The sequence below is a fragment of the Kitasatospora sp. NPDC054939 genome (assembly GCF_053610105.1).
Genome location: NZ_JBSGXP010000014.1, coordinates 65501 through 83870 on the forward strand (window position 1 = coordinate 65501; position 18370 = coordinate 83870).

General features: G+C 76.0%; 14 protein-coding genes and 1 pseudogene. 3 read left to right on the top strand and 12 right to left on the bottom strand.

The annotated features are described in order from the left end of the window. Positions 1-10 precede the first annotated feature (10 nt). The 8 genes from ACWGB8_RS06560 to eccD form a co-directional block, all read right to left on the bottom strand. On the bottom strand, positions 11-313 hold the full coding sequence (locus ACWGB8_RS06560; protein WP_452210884.1) for a hypothetical protein: 303 nt from the start codon (positions 311-313) through the stop codon (positions 11-13). Continuing rightward, a complete protein-coding gene (locus tag ACWGB8_RS06565; protein WP_452210885.1) occupies positions 306-776 on the bottom strand; it encodes a YbaB/EbfC family nucleoid-associated protein in 471 nt (156 codons plus the stop codon). The genes ACWGB8_RS06560 and ACWGB8_RS06565 overlap by 8 nt, the downstream gene beginning before the upstream one ends. 124 nt (positions 777-900) lie before the next feature. Further along, complete coding sequence (locus ACWGB8_RS06570; protein WP_452210887.1) at positions 901-3102, bottom strand: hypothetical protein; 2202 nt, start codon at positions 3100-3102, stop codon at positions 901-903. A gap of 40 nt (positions 3103-3142) precedes the next feature. After that, a complete protein-coding gene (locus ACWGB8_RS06575; protein ID WP_452210889.1) occupies positions 3143-3499 on the bottom strand; it encodes a hypothetical protein in 357 nt (118 codons plus the stop codon). A 51-nt stretch (positions 3500-3550) separates the two neighbouring features. Continuing rightward, positions 3551-3838 (bottom strand): WXG100 family type VII secretion target, encoded by a 288-nt coding sequence (locus ACWGB8_RS06580; protein WP_452210890.1) that lies wholly within the window; start codon positions 3836-3838, stop codon positions 3551-3553. A gap of 55 nt (positions 3839-3893) precedes the next feature. Beyond that, complete coding sequence (locus tag ACWGB8_RS06585; protein ID WP_452210891.1) at positions 3894-4235, bottom strand: hypothetical protein; 342 nt, start codon at positions 4233-4235, stop codon at positions 3894-3896. Between the two features lie 99 nt (positions 4236-4334). Further along, complete coding sequence (eccB, locus tag ACWGB8_RS06590) at positions 4335-5834, bottom strand: type VII secretion protein EccB (protein ID WP_452210893.1); 1500 nt, start codon at positions 5832-5834, stop codon at positions 4335-4337. A gap of 79 nt (positions 5835-5913) precedes the next feature. Beyond that, on the bottom strand, positions 5914-7293 hold the full coding sequence (gene eccD, locus ACWGB8_RS06595) for a type VII secretion integral membrane protein EccD (RefSeq protein WP_452210894.1): 1380 nt from the start codon (positions 7291-7293) through the stop codon (positions 5914-5916). A 383-nt stretch (positions 7294-7676) separates the two neighbouring features. On the opposite strand from eccD, the gene eccCa reads away from it, so the two are divergent. Then, complete coding sequence (eccCa, locus tag ACWGB8_RS06600; protein ID WP_452210896.1) at positions 7677-11666, top strand: type VII secretion protein EccCa; 3990 nt, start codon at positions 7677-7679, stop codon at positions 11664-11666. 131 nt (positions 11667-11797) lie between these two features. Beyond that, a complete protein-coding gene (locus ACWGB8_RS06605; protein ID WP_452210898.1) occupies positions 11798-14056 on the top strand; it encodes a hypothetical protein in 2259 nt (752 codons plus the stop codon). A gap of 34 nt (positions 14057-14090) precedes the next feature. On the opposite strand, the gene ACWGB8_RS06610 is transcribed toward ACWGB8_RS06605, so the two are convergent. Next, positions 14091-15116 (bottom strand): BadF/BadG/BcrA/BcrD ATPase family protein, encoded by a 1026-nt coding sequence (locus ACWGB8_RS06610; RefSeq protein ID WP_452210900.1) that lies wholly within the window; start codon positions 15114-15116, stop codon positions 14091-14093. Then, entirely contained in the window at positions 15116-15664 is a 549-nt protein-coding gene (locus ACWGB8_RS06615; protein WP_452210903.1) for a TetR/AcrR family transcriptional regulator, read from the bottom strand. Before ACWGB8_RS06615 ends, ACWGB8_RS06610 begins: the two co-directional genes overlap by 1 nt. Positions 15665-15887: 223 nt before the next feature. Between ACWGB8_RS06615 and ACWGB8_RS06620 the strand changes: the two genes are divergently transcribed. Beyond that, positions 15888-16304, top strand: a complete 417-nt coding sequence (locus tag ACWGB8_RS06620) for a VOC family protein (RefSeq protein ID WP_452210901.1) — start codon at positions 15888-15890, stop codon at positions 16302-16304. Positions 16305-16322: 18 nt separating this feature from the next. On the opposite strand, the gene ACWGB8_RS06625 is transcribed toward ACWGB8_RS06620, so the two are convergent. Together ACWGB8_RS06625 and ACWGB8_RS06630 are read right to left on the bottom strand one after the other, a co-directional pair. Then, complete coding sequence (locus tag ACWGB8_RS06625) at positions 16323-17831, bottom strand: sensor histidine kinase (RefSeq protein WP_452210905.1); 1509 nt, start codon at positions 17829-17831, stop codon at positions 16323-16325. Positions 17832-17986: 155 nt separating this feature from the next. After that, positions 17987-18370, bottom strand: a pseudogene (locus tag ACWGB8_RS06630) (cation:proton antiporter); the annotation flags it as partial.

An 18370-nucleotide genomic window follows, 5' to 3' on the forward strand; every position in this document is an offset into this window, starting at 1 on the left:
GCGGAACCGACTACTTCGCCAGCTCGCCGGCCTCCTGGTCGGCGGCGTCGAAGATGTCGGCGGCGTTCTGGCCCTCCACTCCGATCACCCGGAGCTTGTCGCGGACGCCGGTGACGAGGGTGGTGAGTCCGGCGGTCGGTTTGTCGACCTGCTCGTGGTACTGCTTGCCGATCTCGTCGTCGCCGCCGGCGATGACGTTGCGCTTGTTGATCGCGTCGACCCGGGTCTTGGCCCGGTCGACGAGCTCGGACATCTCCTCGAAGTGACCGAACGCCTTCTTCAGGTCGCTCAGCTTCTTCAGCTGCTCAGCCATCGAACTCCGCCTGCTTCCCGGCGCGGCCCTTCCCGGTCGCCGGGTCGCCGCCCGGCCGCATCGCGGTGAGCGGCGCGAGCAGGGTGTCGAGGTCGAGCCCTCCGCCGGCGCCGAACACGTCGTCCTCGTCCCCGGTCAGCGAGACCCGCAGGGATTCGCCGACGCCCTCGAAGCTGCGCATGGACGCGGCGACCCGGTCGCCCATCCGGGCCCGCGCCTCGTTGAGGACGTCGGTGAGCACGGCGCTCAACTGGGCCGGTGCCATGGTCTGGTAGGCCGTGCTGTGGAAGGTGAGGCCGAGCACCTCGCCGTGCGGGCCGACCTTGGCGGTGACCATGCGGTCCTTGGAGGTGGCCGAGGCGGTGGCGGCGCGCAGTTCGGCCGCGGCCTCCGCCATCCGGGTCTGCTGCTCGGCCAGCGCGGCCATGGTCTCTTCGAGCTGTTCCATGAACGAGGAGGTCATGTCCCCGCTCCTTTCCGTGTCCTGAAGTCGGTCCTGAAGTCGGCTCTTCAGCCGAAAGTCGGTTCCCGGTGCCGGTTCCCGGAGCGGGGGGGGTGGGGGGGGGGGCCCCCACCCCCCCCCGCGGTCAGCGGCCGATCACGCCGCTGACCGCGCCGGTGTCGGTGCCCCACACCTCTTCGTCCTCGGCCAGCCAGGTGGTGCGCTGGCGTTCCTTCTCGCCCTGCCCGGCGCCGCCCATGCCCGCGCCGGCGCCCATCGGGGGCATCATGGGCGCGCCGGTGCCGCCGGTGGTGGCGACCGTGCGGCCCCGCAGGGCGGCCTCCTCCGCGGCGAGCGCGGCCTTGCCTGCGACGGGCACCTCGGTCGGGACGGCGCGTCCGGGGACGGCCACGCCGTCGACCGTCCGGCCGCCGACGCCGGTGATGCCGCCCGCGCCGAGCGAACGCCCGGAGCTGCTGCCGGGCAGCGGCACGCCGGCGATGCTGCCGCCGACGGAGCCGAAGGCCGGGCCGATCCCCGGGTAGCCGGTCCCGCTGCCGGTGGACGTGCCGGAGCCGCCGCTGCCGCCCCGGCCGAAGAGGCTGTCCATCCCGCCGAGCGAGGGCGCGCCGGTGGTGGGCGGCTTGACGATGCTGCCCAGCGTCTCCAGGTAGTGGCGCTGGTTGGCCTGCCGCTGGGTCTGCTCGGAGATCGGCTTGCCGTTCGGGTCGAGCAGGGTGCCGTCCTTGGCGATGGTGTCGCCCTTGCCGAGCACCACCGGGTTGCCGTACGAGTCGAGAACGGGGCGGCCGTCGGCGTCGACCACGGTGCCGTCGGCGCGGATCGTGGAGCCGGCCGGCACCTTGGCGTTTCCGCCGAGCAGACCGCTGCCGCCGGTGGTGGGCGCGGGTTTGGAGCCCTCCGGGACGGTGACCTGCTTGCCGTCCTTCAGCACCGGCTTGCCGTTGCCGTCGTACAGCTTGCCGCCGGCGCCGATGTAGCCGCCGGGCGGGATCAGCACGGGCTTGCCGTCGGCGCCGAGGACGGGCTTGCCGTCCTTGTCGACCACCGGGGTGCCGGCGCCGCCGCCGATGCCCCCGATCCCACCGATCCCTCCGGTGCCGCCGCCGATGCCCCCGATCCCACCGGTACCGGAGCCGCCCTTTTTGCCGCCGCCGATGCCGCCGATCCCGCCGGCACCTGAGCCCGAGCCGCCCTTGCCGCCTCCGGAGCCGCCGCCGATCCCGCCGATCCCGCCGCCGCCGGAGCCTCCGGAACCGGAGCCCCCGCCCAGCGAGTTGGGGTCGAACTTGCCGTCACCGGAGCCGCCGCCCGCCCCTCCGCCCGGCCCCTCCTTGGAACCGGGCGGGGGCGGCGTGGCACCCGGCGGAAGGGCCCACGGGGGCGTGACGACGTGGAGCTTGGAGATGGTCTTGTTGTACGCCTCGGCCAGGCTTCCGATCTGGCCCTTGGCCGGGTCGTCCAGGTGGAACTGCACCATGACGCCCCAGATCCGCTTGGCCTCGGCGTCCAGGGCGGCCTTGTGCCCCGCGGTGCCCAGGCCCATCGGCGTCGTGACCTTGCCCTCGGCGTACACGGCGTTGCTGAGGTCCAGCGCGAGGGCCAGCCTCGCGCAGTTGGTGGGCCAGGCGAACGCCCCCCAGAAGCCGTTGCGCCAGTTCTCGTAGGCGGCGATGGCGGCCCGCAGGGTCGCGTCGAGCTTGACGCGGCTGGTTTCCAGCGATTCGCCCACCAGGCTGGAGCGCTGGCCCGCCTTGGTCTCCACCTCGCCCTTGTCGTCCCGGTTGGTGAGCTGCATCCGGAGGTGGTCGATCTCCCGGCCGAAGGCGTTGAGGTAGGCGCGGAACTCGTTGGCCGCGCTGCCCTGCCAGGGCGCGTCCTCCTCGCCGTACTTGTCGACCCACTTCTTCACGGTGACCTGGGCGTTGTTCAGCCAGGCGGCGAGGCCGTCGATCGCCGCGGCGGCCTCGGTGAAGCTGGGGTCCGACACCACCTCGTTCCGGCCGGGCGAGCCCAGCAGCGCGTAGATCGTGTCGGGGGGCTGGTGGACGAACTTGCGGAAGGTCGAGTCCTCGGCCTCCAGCTTCGGGTAGTCGATGTTGAACGAGACGTTGTAGTACCTGACCAGATTGTCTGAGTTCGTGTACTTGACCCACATCACGACGTCCCGGGTCTTCTCCGGAAGCGGTTGCAGCCCGTTCGAATCGGCCACGATGTCGCCCCGGATCCACTCGATCCCGCCGGTCCCGGTGACCTGGTGGGCGGCCACCGGCACCTCCTTCGAGAACACCGACAGCAGCTTGTGCCAGTCGCCCCCGACCGCCATGCGCACCTCTCCTTCCGGGCCGGGGCCCGTCGCTTCCTGCCTACTTCTCGGTCATCAGGCCCTGGAGGATCTGCATCATCTCCGCGGCGGTCAGCGCATCGTCGTGGGCCTCCTGGAAGATCGAGTCGACGGCCCGCAGATCGGCCTGGGCCTTCGTCATCTGCTTCTGGAAGGTGGTGAGCAGACCGTCCAGGGTGGTGCACATCGTCCCGAACTGCTTCTTCAGCAGGGCGTCGGCGCCGAGGGCCCCGCTGCCGGGCAGCAGGCTCTTGCCGCCCTCCCCGGCGAACTGACGGACGGTCTGCACCGACGTGTCACCGAAGGTCTCCAGGAACGCCGCGATCTCCACGTTCGCGAAGCTCTTGAGGTCCGCGTCGCTGATCTCCAGGTCAGCCACGGACGTCCACCTCCCCGCCCTTCCCGGCGGCGCGCGTGGTCACCGGGCGCGTCACCCCATGCCCCGGCCGGCCCGGGCATCGGCCTCGGCCAGCATTTCCCGCATCCTGCGCAGGGTGTTGGCCGCTTCCCTGAGCTGGTCCGACATGGTTCCGTTGAGACTGGTCAGCCGATTGTGGAAGTCGGAGGCTGCGGCCTTCAGGTCACCCTGGAGTTCGTTCTGGGCGGACTTGACCTCACCTGCACACTTGGTCACGGCCTCGGAGAGCCCGTTCGAGGCCTGGACGAGGGAGTCCGCCGCCGCCTCGATGGCGGCGTGGTTGAGCCTGATGTCTGCCATGGTTCGCCCCTGGGGGTGTGAGAGGTTCCGGGTGGACGGGCTGGTGCGCGGGGGGTCAGCGCGGGATGTTGACGTTGAGGGCGTGGAAGACGTCGTCGCCCGGCCCGCCGGCGGTGCTGAGCGCGACCGCCTCCTCGTGGGCGTTGTTGATCATCTGGTTGCCCGTGGTCAGGCGAATCTGGAACTCGGAGTAGGAGCGCTGGAGCTGCCCGAAGGCGTCCTCCCAGGCGGCGACCCGCTGCTGGTAGGTGGAGCTGCAGACGGCTGCGAAGTTCGCCTGGATCTCCGTCTTGATGTCCCGGACGTGGTTGGCGGCCCGCTCCATCGAGCTCATGTGCGCGTCCAGGGTCGCCAGGATCCTCCCGGCCGCCGCATCGTCGGTCTGCAGGGCTGTCACAGGGACTCCTTCCGGGTCGGGAACACGTACGGCACCCGCCGTACGCGTGGGGCGGGGTGCGCCCACAGTCGGTTCAACGGAGCTGCGGCGCCGGGTGGTTCAGCGCGCGCAGACGGGTCCGGCGGGCGTACCGGCGGCGGGCGCCGCGGGGCCGGTCGGGACGGCTGACGCGCCGGTGAGCCGGTCGGCGTCCAGCACCGGCCCGGTCGGCAGCAGCGTCAGGACGGCCTCGGGCACCGCCAGCGGGGCGGCGGCTCCGTAGCCGAGCTGCTTGGCCGTGGCGGCGGACGCCAGCGGGTACTTCACCCCGGTGTCGGTCACCAGGTAGAGCGTCGCACCGGCGCCCGCGCCGGACAGCGCCCGGACCAGCGCTCCGGCGCCCGGTCCGACCGCGATGCTGTCGGCGGTCGGGCAGCCGGCCTCGACGCCGGGCAGGACGGCGGGCGGCAGTCCGGCCACGGCGGCTGCGTCGATCAGGGCGACGGCGGTGACCGGGGCCTGCGCGGTGGGGCTCAGGTCGGCGCAGACGGCCCGGCCGGCCGGCACGGTCAGCAGTTCGGGCGGTGCGGCGGGCAGTCCGTCGGCGGCGGAGGCATCGGCGGTCCCGGGGGCACCGGCCGCGGCGGGCGCCGTGTGGGCGGCCAGGTCGGCCGGGCTGAGCACGGCCGGCACGACCGGCTGCCCGCCGTAGGCGGCCCGCTGGGTGCGCGGGTCGTGGCGCAGCAGTTCGAAGGCCATCCGGCCGAGCGGGGCGAGGCCGGCGGAGGTGAGCAGGTACGGGTCGCCGGCCGGGCCGGTGAACAGCTGGCCGACGGTGGTCGGGCGGGTGCCGAGGACGGGCCCGCGGCTGCCGCGCCCCTCGGGTTCGGGGGCGGTGAGGTCCGGCCCGGCGGGCAGGGCGTTGAGGAAGGCGGCGGGCACCGGCCGGGGGGTGACGGTGGCGCTGCCGAGGGCCTGGCGGGCGCCGTTGCGCTGGTCGACGCGGAGCCGGCGGCCGTGCCAGAGGAGGTACTCGGTGCCGTCGGGGGCGGCGACCAGGACGGCCTGGGTGTCGGTGAGCCGGTCGCCGCGGCGGGCGGGGGCGACGGCGAGGGCGAGTTCGGGGGTGCGGGCGGCGCTCCCGGTGCCGGGGCGGCCGACGGCGCAGGCGTACCAGGGGGCGGCGGTGCCGACGGCGCCGGGTGCGGGCATGCCGTCGGGTGCGCCGGGGATGCCGATCGGGGTGCCGCGCGGGGTGCGGGCCAGGGACTTGCCGCTGACCTGGTCGACGACGAGCTGCTCGCCGGCCAGCAGGCGGGCGCTGGCCTCGTTCAGGACGGGGTGCAGCCGGCCGTCGAGGTAGAGGTAGCGGGCGCCGTTCTCCTTGACGACGACAAGGGTGCCGGGCTTCTTCCAAGCGCGCGCGCCGCCCGGCACGACCACCCCGTAGAGGGCGACGACCAGGGCGATCAGCAGGGCGACGGCCAGGCCGGTGACGGTGCCGCGGGAGGTGCGGCCGGTCGGGGTGTCGGGGGCGTCGGCCTCGCCGCGCAGCAGGCTGGTGCCGAGCCGGCTCATGACGAACAGGTGGGCCTGGACCTGGTCGCGCTTGGACTGCATCTCTCGTTCTCCCCCTCGGGCGGGACCGCCCTGGACGCTGTTCGTCGACGGCCCGGATCGCGGGCCGGGTGCGGGCCGCTCAGCCGCCCAGGCCGCGCAGGGCGCCGTAGACGCCGAGCACCTGGAGGGCCAGCGGGACGACGGCGATCGCCGCCAGGGTGTGCAGCAGGTCGGCGGCGCGGCCCCAGTACGGCACCATCCGGCGGCCGGGGACGGTCCAGGCGACGACCGCGAGCGCGGCGGCCAGGGCGAGCAGCCCGGCGAGCAGCAGCAGCCGTCCGCCGGTCGACAGGCCGAGGGCGAGCACGGCGGTCGGCAGCACCAGCCCGTACGCGCCCGGCAGGACGACGGCGAGCCGCTGCGGGACGCTGCCGATGGCGCGGCTGTGCAGCAGCAGGAGGACGGCGAGTGCCACCGTGAGGGCGGGGGCGGCCCAGCCCGGTCCGCCCGCGAGCGGGGTGAGGCAGAGCGCGAGGATCGCGCCGAGGGCAAGGTGGAAGGCCGTCAGGTAGCCGTCGGCGATGTCGCTGCGGGCCCGTACGGAGGCGGCCGGGACGGCCTCGATGCCCTCCTGGAGCTCCTCCGCGTTGCGCGGCAGGGCGGGCAGCCGCAGTCCGGACAGCCGGAAGCAGATCGACGGCACGAACGCCCCGGTGGCCACGGCCAGCACCGCGACCAGGGCGGCGACGTCGCCCGCGGCCAGCCCGATGAGCATCAGCACCCCCGCCGCGACGGCGTGCAGGGCCACCAGCACCACGCCGAGGAAGAGCGGCGCCGAGCAGCCGACCGCCGCGAGCGCCAGCACGGCCGCACCGGCGGCGGCGGACGCCCCGGCGAGCAGCCGGGCACCGGCCGCGCCCGGGCCGCCGCCCTCGGGCAGCAGGGCGCCGGCCAGCGCCAGGTAGGGCACCGCCGCGGCGCCCAGGGCGGTGCCGGCGCCGGCGTCCCCGACCGCGCGGGAGGCGCTGACGGCGCCGAGCAGGAGCAGCAGGGCGGTGCCGGTGGCGGCGAGTTCGCGCAGCTGCGCGGGCCCGGGGAGCAGCAGCAGGGCGAGCCCGCCGGCGAGAGCGGTCAGGGCGAGGGCGATCGCCAGGTGGTGGGTGAACGCCGGGCGCCAGGTGTCGGGGCGGGCTCGCATGCCGGTGGCGATGCCGTCGGCGAGGTCGTCGAAGTGGACCTCGGGGAGGGCGTCGCGGCGCGGGCGCAGGTGGAGGTCGTCGCCGTCGTGCAGGTCGAGGCCGTCGGCGCTGAGCTCCTCGTCCAGCGGCGGTCCGCCGAGGCGCTGCAGGACCCAGCCGTCGTGCTCGGCGCCCTGTTCGTCGAGGTCCCGGCCCGCGTGTGCGAGGACGGCCGGCAGCAGGTCGGCGAGCGGGACGTCCGCGGGGACGGCGAGCTCGAAGACCGTGTCGGGTGTGCGGAAGCGCAGGCGGCACAGTCCGGCGACGGCGGTCCCGTTCAAGGGTGTCCTCTCGGCTCTCTCGGGGGCTCTGCTGGGCGGTCGGGTGACCCGCCGGGGCCGGCCACGGGTGGCGGGCCGGCCCCGGCGGGCCGTTCTGGTCGGGGGCGCCCGCGCCATCGGGGGGAACGGACGCGGGCGTGCCCCCGCACCGGGAGACACGGGGGGCGGCGGCCGGCGGGTTCACTGGGGCGGCGGCGGGTTCACCGCGGCGGCGGCCGGCGGGTTCACCCGGGGCGGTCCGGGTGAACCCGGGCGGCGCGGCGCCCGTACTCCCGGACAGCGGCCCGTACGCGCAGGCCGCCCGGGCGGGTGCGGGAGCCCCCGGACGAGAGGCGCCGTCCGAGCGGACGCCGTACGAGAGCCCCAGTGCGAGGAGCCCCCAGGTGAGCGTGGTGCTGGTCAACCGTCCGCCCCGGCGCCCCGGCCCGGAGATGCCGGACGGGGAGATCCAGCTGCAGGAGCCGCCCGGTCTGCCGGAGGAGCAGGGCGGCATGGCGGGCGTCATCAGCATGGCGCCGATGGCGCTCAGCTCGCTCTCCATGGTGTTCGTGTTCCTGCGGCCGGGCGACAACGGCGGGGTCCTCACCTACGTCGCGATGGGCATGATGGCGCTGTCGGCCGTCGGCATGCTGGTGGTCCAGCTGGTCCGCAGCTCCAGTGACCGCAAGCGGGCGCTGCGGGCCGAGCGCCGGGACTACCTGCGCTACCTCGCGCAGGTGCGCCGGCAGGTCCGCCGCCAGGTGGCCCGCCAGCAGGAGGCGCTGGCCTGGCGGCACCCCGATCCGGCGGCGCTGGCCTCGCTGGCGCGCACCTCGCGGCTGTGGGAGCGGCGCAGCGCGCACCCGGACTTCGGGGACGTCCGGGTGGGGACGGGCCCGCAGCGGCTGGCGGTGCGGCTGGCGCCGCTGGCCACCAAGCCGGTGGAGGACCTGGAGCCGCTCTGCGCCCATGCGCTGCGCCGGTTCATCCACGCCTACGGGACGGTGCCGGACCAGCCGCTCGCCGTCCACCTGCCCGGCTACGCCCGGGTGCTGCTGCGGGCCGAGGACCGCGACCGGGCGCGCGCCATGGTCCGCGCCGTCCTGGCGCAGCTGGCGCTGCTGCAGGCGCCGGACGAGCTGCGGATCGCGGTGGTCGCGGACCAGGAGCGGCTCGCCGACTGGGAGTGGGTGAAGTGGCTGCCGCACGCCCTGCACCCGGTGGAGAGCGACGCGGCCGGGCCGGTGCGCCTGGTGGCGGGCTCGCTGGTGGAGCTGGAGCAGCTGCTGGGCGGGGAGTTCACCGGCCGCCCGGCGTACGAGCCGGACAGCAGCCCGGACCGCGACGAGCCGTACACGGTGGTGGTGCTGGACGGTCCGCCGGTCGCCCCGGGCGCGCGGGCGGCGCTCACCGGCTACCGCAACGCGACCTTCGTCGACCTCTCGGACGCCCTGGAGTGGAAGCCGGAGCGGTACGTGCTGCGGCTGCGGATCGAGGGCGACGGCCTGGCCATGGTCGGCGCGGACCGCAACGGCCGCGACGAGGTGACGCCGCTGGGCCGGCCCGACGCCCTGTCGCCGGCCGCGGCCCGCCGCACGGCCGCCCGGATCGCGCCGTACCGGATCGGCGACACGGTGGAGACCACCGAGCCGCTGGCCACCGACTTCGACCTGGCCGCGCTGCTGGGCATCCACGACCTGCACCGGCACGACATCGCCACGGGCTGGACCGGGCGCGCCGGCGCGGACCGGCTGCGGGTGCCGCTCGGCATCGCCGCCGACGGCACGCCCGTGGTGCTGGACATCAAGGAGTCGGCCCAGGCCGGTATGGGCCCGCACGGCATGCTGATCGGGGCCACCGGGTCCGGCAAGTCCGAGCTGCTGCGGACGCTGGTGCTGGCGCTCGCCCTGACGCACTCCTCGGAGGTGCTGAACTTCGTCCTGGTGGACTTCAAGGGCGGGGCGACCTTCCTCGGACTGGACCGGCTGCCGCACACCTCGGCGGTGATCACCAACCTCGCGGACGAGGCGGCCCTGGTCGACCGGATGCGCGACGCCCTGCACGGCGAACTGGTGCGCCGCCAGGAGCTGCTGCGGGCGGCCGGCAACTACAGCTCACTTCTCGACTACGAGACGGCCCGGGCCGGCGGCGCCGCGCTGGAGCCGATGCCCACGCTGTTCGTGGTGGTCGACGAGTTCAGCGAACTGCTCGCCGCCCACCGGGACTTCATGGACCTGTTCATCATGATCGGGCGGCTCGGCCGGTCACTCGGCGTGCACCTGCTGCTGGCCTCGCAGCGGCTCGACGAGGGCCGGATGCACGCCCTGGAGTCCCACCTGTCGTACCGGATCGGCCTGCGGACGTTCTCCGCGATGGAGAGCCGCGGCGTGCTCGGCGTGCCGGACGCGTACCAGCTGCCGTCCCAGCCCGGCCACGGCTTCCTGCGCAGCGACATCTCCACCTTGACCAGGTTCAAGGCCGCGTACGTCTCCGGCCCCTACCGCCCCCGCCGCCGGCCCGCCCGGCAGGAGGTGGTGGCCGGGCAGGTCACCGCGTACGGCACCGCGTACGTGCCGCCGCAGCGGCCCGCCGTGCCGGTCGAGGAGCCGGTGGAGGAGGTCCAGGAGGACGCGCTCAGCCTGCTGGACATCGCGGCGGCCCGGCTGGTCGACGCCGGACCGCCCGCGCACAGGGTCTGGCTGCCGCCGCTGGACGCCCCGCCGACCCTGGACGAGCTGCTCCCGCCGCTCGCCCCGCACCCCGAACTCGGCCTCACCACCGAGGACCCGGGCGCCCGCGGCACGCTCACCGTGCCGGTCGGCGTGATCGACCGGCCGTTCCAGCAGCTGCGCGAACTGCTCACCGCCGACCTGTCCGGCGCCGACGGCCACGTCGGCGTCGCGGGCGGCCCGCAGAGCGGCAAGAGCACCCTGCTGCGCACCCTGATCGCCGCCCTCGCCCTCACCCACACCCCGCGCGAAGTGCAGTTCTACTGCCTGGACTTCGGCGGCGGCACGCTCTCCTCGCTGCGCGGCCTGCCGCACGTCGGCGGCGTCACCGGCCGGCACGACCCGGAGCGGGTGGTGCGCACCGTCGCCGAGGTCAACGCGATCCTCGCCGCCCGCGAGGCCCGCTTCGCCGAACTCGGCATCGACTCGGTCGCGGCGTTCCGCCGGCGCCGCGCCGCCGGGGAACTGCCGGAGGAGCGGCACGGCGACGTCTTCCTGGTCGTCGACGGCTGGAACACGATCCGCCAGGAGTTCGTCGACCTGGCGCCCGCCCTCACCCTGATCGCCCAGCGCGGCCTCAACTACGGCATCCACCTGATCGTCGGCACCACCCGCTGGGGCGAGGTCGCCGGCGCCCTGCGCGACCTGCTCGGCACCCGCCTCGAACTGCGGCTCGGCGACCCCGTCGACTCCACGATCAACATGCGCGCCGCCGGCCGGGTCCCGAAGATCCCCGGCCGCGGCCTCACCGCCGACGAGATGCACTTCCTCACCGCCCTGCCCCGCACCGACGGCCGGGGCGCCGGCGCCGAGGACCTCGGCGACGCCGTCGCCGACCTGGTCGACTCGGTCGCCGCGCACTGGGACGGCCCGTCCGCCCCCGAGGTGCGGATGCTGCCGCTCCTGGTGGACGCCGCCGCACTGCCCGCCCCCGAGGGCCGGCTGCGCATCCCGATCGGCCTGCAGGACGGCACGATCGCGCCGCTCTGGCACGACTTCGAGGAGTCGCCGCACCTGCTGGTCGTCGGCGACAGCGAGTCCGGCAAGACCAACCTGCTGAAGCTCGTCACCGCCGCCGTCACCTCCGCGTACACGCCCGAGCAGGCCCGCATCATGCTCGTCGACTACCGCCGCGAGCTGCTCGACGCCGTCCCCGCCGAGTACCGACTCGGCCACGCGGTCGCCGGCGACGTGCTGCGCCAGATCGTCGACGGCGCGGCCCGCGCCATGGCCAACCGGGTGCCCGGCGCCGACATCGCCCCCGCCCGGCTCCGGCTGCGCGACTGGTGGCAGGGCCCCGAACTGTTCATCGTCGTCGACGACTACGAACTCGTCGCCAGCTCCGGCGGCAGCGCCGGCGGCCACCCCTTCGCCGCCCTCTTCGACCACCTCGCCCAGGGCGCCGAACTCGGCCTGCACCTCATCGTCGCCCGCAGCGCCAACGGCATCGGCCGCGCGGCCTCCGACGGGCTGCTACGCCGGCTGGAGGAGGTCAACACCCCCGTCGTGCTGCTCTCCTGCCCGCCCAGCGAGGGCTTCCTGTTCGGCAACACCAAGCCGCGCGCCCTGCCGCCCGGCCGCGCCCTGCACATCACCCGCCGCCGCACCGTCCAGGTCCAGACCGCCCACCTGGCACCGGACGGTGACGACCTGTCACACCACTAGCGGGCACCGCCCCCGGCCGTCCCCGGGGGTGAACCGGGGCCCGTCCCGGAGGGTGAACCGGGGCCCGTACCGCAGCCGTGGATCCGGTACGGGCCCGCCACGGATCGACCGGGCTCCGAGGAGGCAGGACGTTGAGCGCAGCAGCACCCCGGGCCACGGACGGGGCCGACGGTCCGGGGACCACGGTCGGTAGGGACGGTACAGGCGGTACGGGCGTTACCGGGGAGGGGAGTTCAGGGCCCGGCCGGGCCGCGCTGTACGGGCGCGGACCCCACTTCGTCATCGCCGCCGCGGACGGGCCGGACGGACCCGGACTGCCCGCGGAGCTGAGCGACGCCCTGGCCCGACTGCCCGCCGCACCGGACGCCGTGGTCGTGCTCGCCGCCACGCCCGACGCCCCCGCCGTACTGTTCGCGCAGCTCGACGACCTGGCCCGGACCGCGACCGCCCGCGGCGCCGGCACCCTGGTCCTCGCCGCCTCCGGGCTCGCCGCAGCCCCGGACGGCGGTCCGCGCCCGGCCGAACAGGTCGCCCGCCTCGCGGGCCTGCCGATCGTCGCCCCGGACGGCCCGGTCACCCTCCGCGCCGACGGCACCCTGCTCGCCACCGACGGCGACGGACCCGCGTCCGGTCCCGGGTCGGCGCCCGGCTCCGGCGGTTCCGGCTCCGATTCCGGCTCCGGCTCCGGCTCCTGGTGGAGGTGCCCGCCCGACGGCCCCGCCCGGCCGCTCGGCCCGCTCTGGCCACCCGCCCCGCCCACGGCGGCGCCGACCCTCCCCGAGGGCCTGGCCGCCACCCCGCTGCCCGCCGGCCACTGGATCACCCGCGAACCGGCCCCACCCCGCCCCGCCGACGGCTCCGCACTGCTGCGGGCCGAGACCACGGCCGGCACCCTGCTGCTGCTCGTCGGCCGCCCGGGCGAGACACCGCCGCCCGCCGACCGACTGGCCGACGCCGTCCGCCGGCTCGCCACCGACCCCGCGACCGACCTGCTGCTCAGCGCCCCGTGGACGACCGTCGCCGACCTCCGCACGCTCGCCGCCGCCCTCGCCGTCGAACTGCGGCGCCCCGTCCGGGCCGCCGTCGGCCTCCCCCTGCGGACCTCCGGCGGCCACTCCACCCGCCTGCTCGACCCCGACGGCCGGCCGACCTGGGAGCCCTGGCTCACCGAACTGACCGCCTCCCCCGAACGGCGCGCCGTGACCGCCTCCGCCTGGCGCGGCGACCCGCCCGGCATGACACCCCGCGGACCAGCCCTGTTCGAGACCGGCCGGCCCGGCTGGTGCGCCGAGGCCGTACCCGCCGGCCTCTGGCTGCGCCCGTACGACCCGCCCGCCGACCGCGGCCCGCGGCTGCTGGAACCCGACCCGGCGGGCCCGCTGCTGATCGTCGGCACCGAGCACCGGCCCGTCCCGCCGGACCTCCCCGCCCTCGCCGAACGGCTGCGCACCGCACTCACCGCGCCCGCCACCGACCCGGACGCCCCCGCACCCCGCCTGCTGCTCCGCGGCACCGCCCCGGAGCCCGAGCCCGCGCCGCAACCCGCGCCCGTACCGGAGCCCGAGCCGCTGCCCGAGGCCGAACCCGAAGCCGAACCTGTACCCGCACCCACTCCCCCGCCCGTCACCGCCGTACCCGCCGTCCCGGCCCGCACCGACCACGCCCGCCACCAGGCCGCCTTCCGGGCCCTCCTCGGCGAGCAGTTCCAGCGCTGCGCCGCCCGCGCCGACCAGGTGGCCGTACGGCTGCCCGCGCTGCGCCCCGGCGGCCCCGACGACCTGAAGACCGATCTGGCCGCCGTCCTCCTGCACCACGCGGACACCGGTGCGCCGGCCTCCCGCTCCGAACTCGTCGACGCGGCCCGCCGCACCGACCCCGGGCCGCTCGCCTCCTACCTGGCCTGCCTCGCCGCCGGGCTGCGCCGGCTGCCGAGCCACCACGGCCCGGTCCTGCTGGGCACCGACGCGGACCCGGCAGCGCTCGGTCACTGCACCCCGGGTGCGGTCCTCACCGAACCGGCACCGGTGATCGGGCTGCCCGCACACGACGTGGACCTGGGCCTGCCGGTCGAGTTCGCCGTGTGGTCCTTCACCGGCCGCCGGACCTCGGCCGTCGCCGAGGACGACGAACCCGAAGTGGTCTTCCCGCCGGGCACCCGCTTCGCCGTCCTCGACGTCCTGCCGGGCGACGGCGGCCCCACCCGCATCCTGCTCCGCGAGTCCGCCCTGCGGTCCCCGGCCCGCCCGACCGGCCCCGACGACCGCGACCAGCACCTCCGCCAGCGCCTCCTCACCTGGCTCGACCGCCGCGACCGGCTCGCCCCGACCGAGCGCCGCACCCCGTCCCGCCCCACCCGCTACCACCTCACCCCCGGCCTCCCCCCGTACTGACCGGCCCGGCCGTCCCCCTGCACCCCACCGCGCGCTACGAGATCCCCTGTCCCCGGTCGAGCAGGCGGATGTCGTAGAGCGGTGGGGCCGGGGGCCAGGGTGGCGCGGCGGCGGTGGCGGCGAGCCGGAGGGCGCCGAGCAGGGGTGGGCCGTCGGGGGTGCGGTGGCGGGCGTCGGGGAGTCGGGTGGCGAGGGCGGCGAGGGTCGCCGCACGGAGCGGGGCGAGGCGGAACAGGCCGCCGGTGAGGGCGATCCGGGGCGCGGTGAGACCGGTCGCGGCGGCCGCCGCGCTGGCGGCGATCTCCTCGCCCGCCCGCCGCAGCAGCCCGGCCGCGACCGGGCAGCCGTCGTCCTCCGCCGCCGCCGCGACCTCGGGGGCGAAGGCGGCGAGCAGGGCGGCCCGGTCGGCGCGGGGTTGGAGGGCGGCGGGCAGGCCGGCGACCGGGCCGTAGTGGTGGCGGGCGCGCACCAGCAGGGGCGCGGAGCCGCCGTCCCGGCCGTCGTGGGCGCGCAGGGCGGCCTCCAGTCCGGCGCGGCCGAGCCAGGCGCCGCTGCCGCAGTCGCCGAGGAGGTGGCCCCAGCCGTCGGCGCGGCGCCAGCCGTCCTGCGGGTGGCAGCCGAGGGCGACCAGGCCGGTGCCGGCGGCCACCACGGCGCCGGTCCTGGTGCCGAGGGCGCCCGCGTAGGCGGTGACGGCGTCGCCGGCCAGGACGAGCCGCCGGGCTCCGGTGGCCCGTGCGAGCGGGCGGGGCAGGCGGGCGGCGAGGTCGGCGCCGAGCAGCGCCATGCCGGTGGCGCCGATCGCGACGGCGCCGACCGGGGCGGTCGGGGGGAGCAGCGCCGAGAGGGCTGGGAGGAGGTCGGCGAGCAGGGTGTCGGCGTCGTGGCCGGCGGCGGAGGGCCGGGCCGGGGTGGGCAGTTCGACGGTCCGGGCGGCGGGCAGGCCGGTGGGCCAGTGCGCCGGGGCGACGGCCAGCCGGATGCCGGTACCGCCGACGTCGACGCCCACCACGACCTCGGCGGCGAGCGGGTCGGCGGGAGGCGGGTCGGCGGCGGGCATCAGGCGGGGGTCCGCAGCGCGTCGAGCAGGCGGCCGAGGGCGGCCTGGGTGTCGGCGAGGGCGTCCGGGTCGGGGGCGGGTGCGGAGGCCAGCCACAGGGCGGCCTCGTTCATCGCGCCGGACAGCAGGTGCGCGAGCGGTTCGGTGGGCTGCGGGGCGATCACGCCGGCGTCGACGAGCGCGGTGAGGGCTTCGCCGAGGTGGCGGGCGGAGTTGGCCTCGTCCATGGCCCGCCACTCGGCCCATCCGAGGACGGCGGGCCCGTCGACGAGCATGATCCGCTGAACGTCGGGGACCGCGGTGGCGGCGAGGAACTCCCGGCATCCGGCGCTCAGTTGCTGCCAGGGGTCGTCGTGGGCGTCGGCGGCTGCGGCAACGCGTTCGCCGACCTCCCGCTGCACCGATTCCAGGACGGCGCGGAAGACCGCGGTCTTGGAGTCGAAGTGGTGGTAGAGCGCACCCTTGGTGACGCCGGCCGCGCCGACGAGTTGGGCGAGGCCGACCGCGCCGTAGCCGTGCTCGGCGAAGAGCCGCCGGCCTTCCGCCAGGAGGGTCCGCCGAGTCCGTTCGCGCTGCTGCGCCCTGACGCCCTGCTTCTGGCCGTCCTGTGGCTGACCGCTCCGCTGCGGCCGACCGGGCTGTCCGTCCTGCCTCTGACCGTCCTGCCGGCCGCTCTGGTGCTGCACCGTCCGCTCCTCGACACGTTTGGCATACCGCCGGTATGTGAACTACGCTTACTCGCATACCGATGGTACGTGAAGGGTGATCCGCATGAACCTGACCGGCTTCTATCCCGTGCTCGGCACCGCCCGACTGGCGGAGTCCCACGACTTCTACACCCGCCTGTTCGGCTTCGAAACCACCTTCGAGGCCGACTGGTACGTGAGCCTGCGGCGCCCCGGCACCCCCTCGTACGAACTCGCGCTGCTCGACCACACCCACCCGACGGTGCCCGCCGCCTACCGGGTGCCCGTCCGGGGCCTGCTGCTCAACTTCGAGGTCGAGGACGTGGACGCCGAATGGGAGCGACTGGTCGTCCGCGCGGGCCTGAAGCCCGAACTTGAGCTGCGCAGCGAGGACTTCGGTCAGCGCCACTTCATCGTCGCCGACCCGAACGGCATCCTGATCGACGTCATCACGCCGATCGAGCCGAGCGCCGAGTACGCCGACCAGTACCTCGCGCCCTGAGCCCGCCACCCGCGGCCCTCACGGGGTGAGGACGTCCAGGGAAATCAGCCTGCCGGCGCGGAAGCAGAGCCGGTAGGCGTCGCCCGACCGGTCGTCGAAGCGGTCGGCCGTCACCGCGTAGTACTCGCAGCTCACGTCCGGACCACCGGGTTCGGCGGCGAGCGGGCGGTGGCCGGTCTGGTGGGCGGGGAGGTGGCGCACCACCTCGGCGCGGTCCTGACCGACCCGCAGCCGGGCGAAGTCGCCCGCGTCCAGCACCGAACCGGACGCCGACAGCATCTGCCGGCCGGTGAGGGCGGCGCTCAGCAGCGCCCCCGTCACCAGCGGCACCGCCACCGCGAGAGCCAGCGCCCGCCGGGTACGGCGCCGGGCCCGGCGGTACTCCTGCTGCGGCCGGCCGGGGCCCACCGGGGAGGCCGCCGGCGACGGCGGGACGGGCGCGGGCCGGACCGGGGCGGCGTGCGGCAGCCGGGCGGACACCGCGAAGCCCGCCCCGCGCGGTCCGTACGTGAAGCTGCCGCCGGCGAGCCGGACGCGCTCGGCCAGCCCGATCAGCCCGTACCCGCCGTACGACGCCTGGCCGTTCACCGCCGAGCCGGAGCCCGCAGGACCGGACCCCGCCAGGCCGTTCACCACCGGGCCGGACACCACCGGGCCGGGCGCCGAAGAGCCGCCCCCGGACCGGCCGGGCGCCGGCGGGCCGTTCTCCACCACCACCGCGGTCTCCCCGTCGCCGTGCACGACCCGGACGCTCGCCACCGCGGCGGGCGCGTGCTTGGCGACATTGGTCAGCGCCTCCTGGACGACCCGGTGGACGGCCGGCTCCACCACGGTGGGCAGGTCCGCGACCGGGCCGTCGACGCTCAGCTCCACCGCCAGCCCGGCGGCCGACGCCTCGGCGACCAGCCCGGCCAGGGTGTGCGGCCCGGTGGTGGCCGGTCGGTCGTCCGCGCCCTCGCGCAGGACGCCGACCACCTCGCCGAGCCGTTCCACGGAGGCCGCCGCCCGGGCCCGGAGGTCGCCCGCGGCCCGCCGGTGCTCCTCGGCGAGGCCCGGCGCGAGCTTCAGCGCCCCGGCCGACAGTGCGATCAGGCTGAGATCGTGGCCGAGCACGTCGTGCATGTCCTGGGCGATCCGGGCGCGTTCGCGCAGGCGGGCCCGGTCGGCGATCAACTCGTGCTCGCGCTGCAGCTGTTCGGCGCGTTCCCAGCCGGCCCGGGCCAACTCCCGGCTCTGCCGCCAGAACCGGCCCGCGAACCAGGGCAGCAGCACGGCGAGCACCAGCACCGCGACGAACCGACCGCCCAACGGCAGCCAGCCGGGCACCACGGACACCGCGATCACCCCCGCGGCGACGACCGCGACGAGCACCAGCACCGTCGGCCCCGTCCGCCCGGGCCGCCGGCCCGCCAGAAGCGCCGCCACCGCCGTGGGCGCCGCCCACCAGAGGTGCGCCAGACTCAGCCCGGCCGCGAACAGCGCGGCAGCCGTCAGCAGGTGTCCCGGGTCCCGTGCCCACTGCCGCATGCTCTCGATCGTCGTACCGTCCACGGGGACGACGCTACGGGCCCGGGGCAGGCCCCCGACACTGTCGAAAGTCGTACCCGCCCCGGACCACCCGGCGGTTCCCCATCGCGGCCGACGGTTCCGGGCTGCACTGCCGGGCCCCTGTCAGCCCCCGGTCAGCCCCCGGTCGCGGCCGTCGCGCCCGCGCTCGCCACGGGGAGGTCGTCGGTGGGCTTCAGCTCGGTCGGCCGCTTGCGCGCACCGAACAACCACCCCGCCAACGGCTCCACCCACCGCGCAGCCAACGGCCCCATCACCACCAGCAACAACACATACGCCGTCGCCAACGGCCCCAACCCCGGCTCGATCCCCGCCGTCACCGCCAACCCCGCAATCACGATCGAGAACTCACCCCGCGCCACCAACGCACCACCCGCACGCCACCGCCCCCGCACCCCGACCCCCGCACGCCGCGCAGCCCAGTACCCCGTCGCCACCTTCGTCACCGCCGTCACCACCGCCAACCCCAACGCCGGCAACAACACCGGCGGAATACTCGC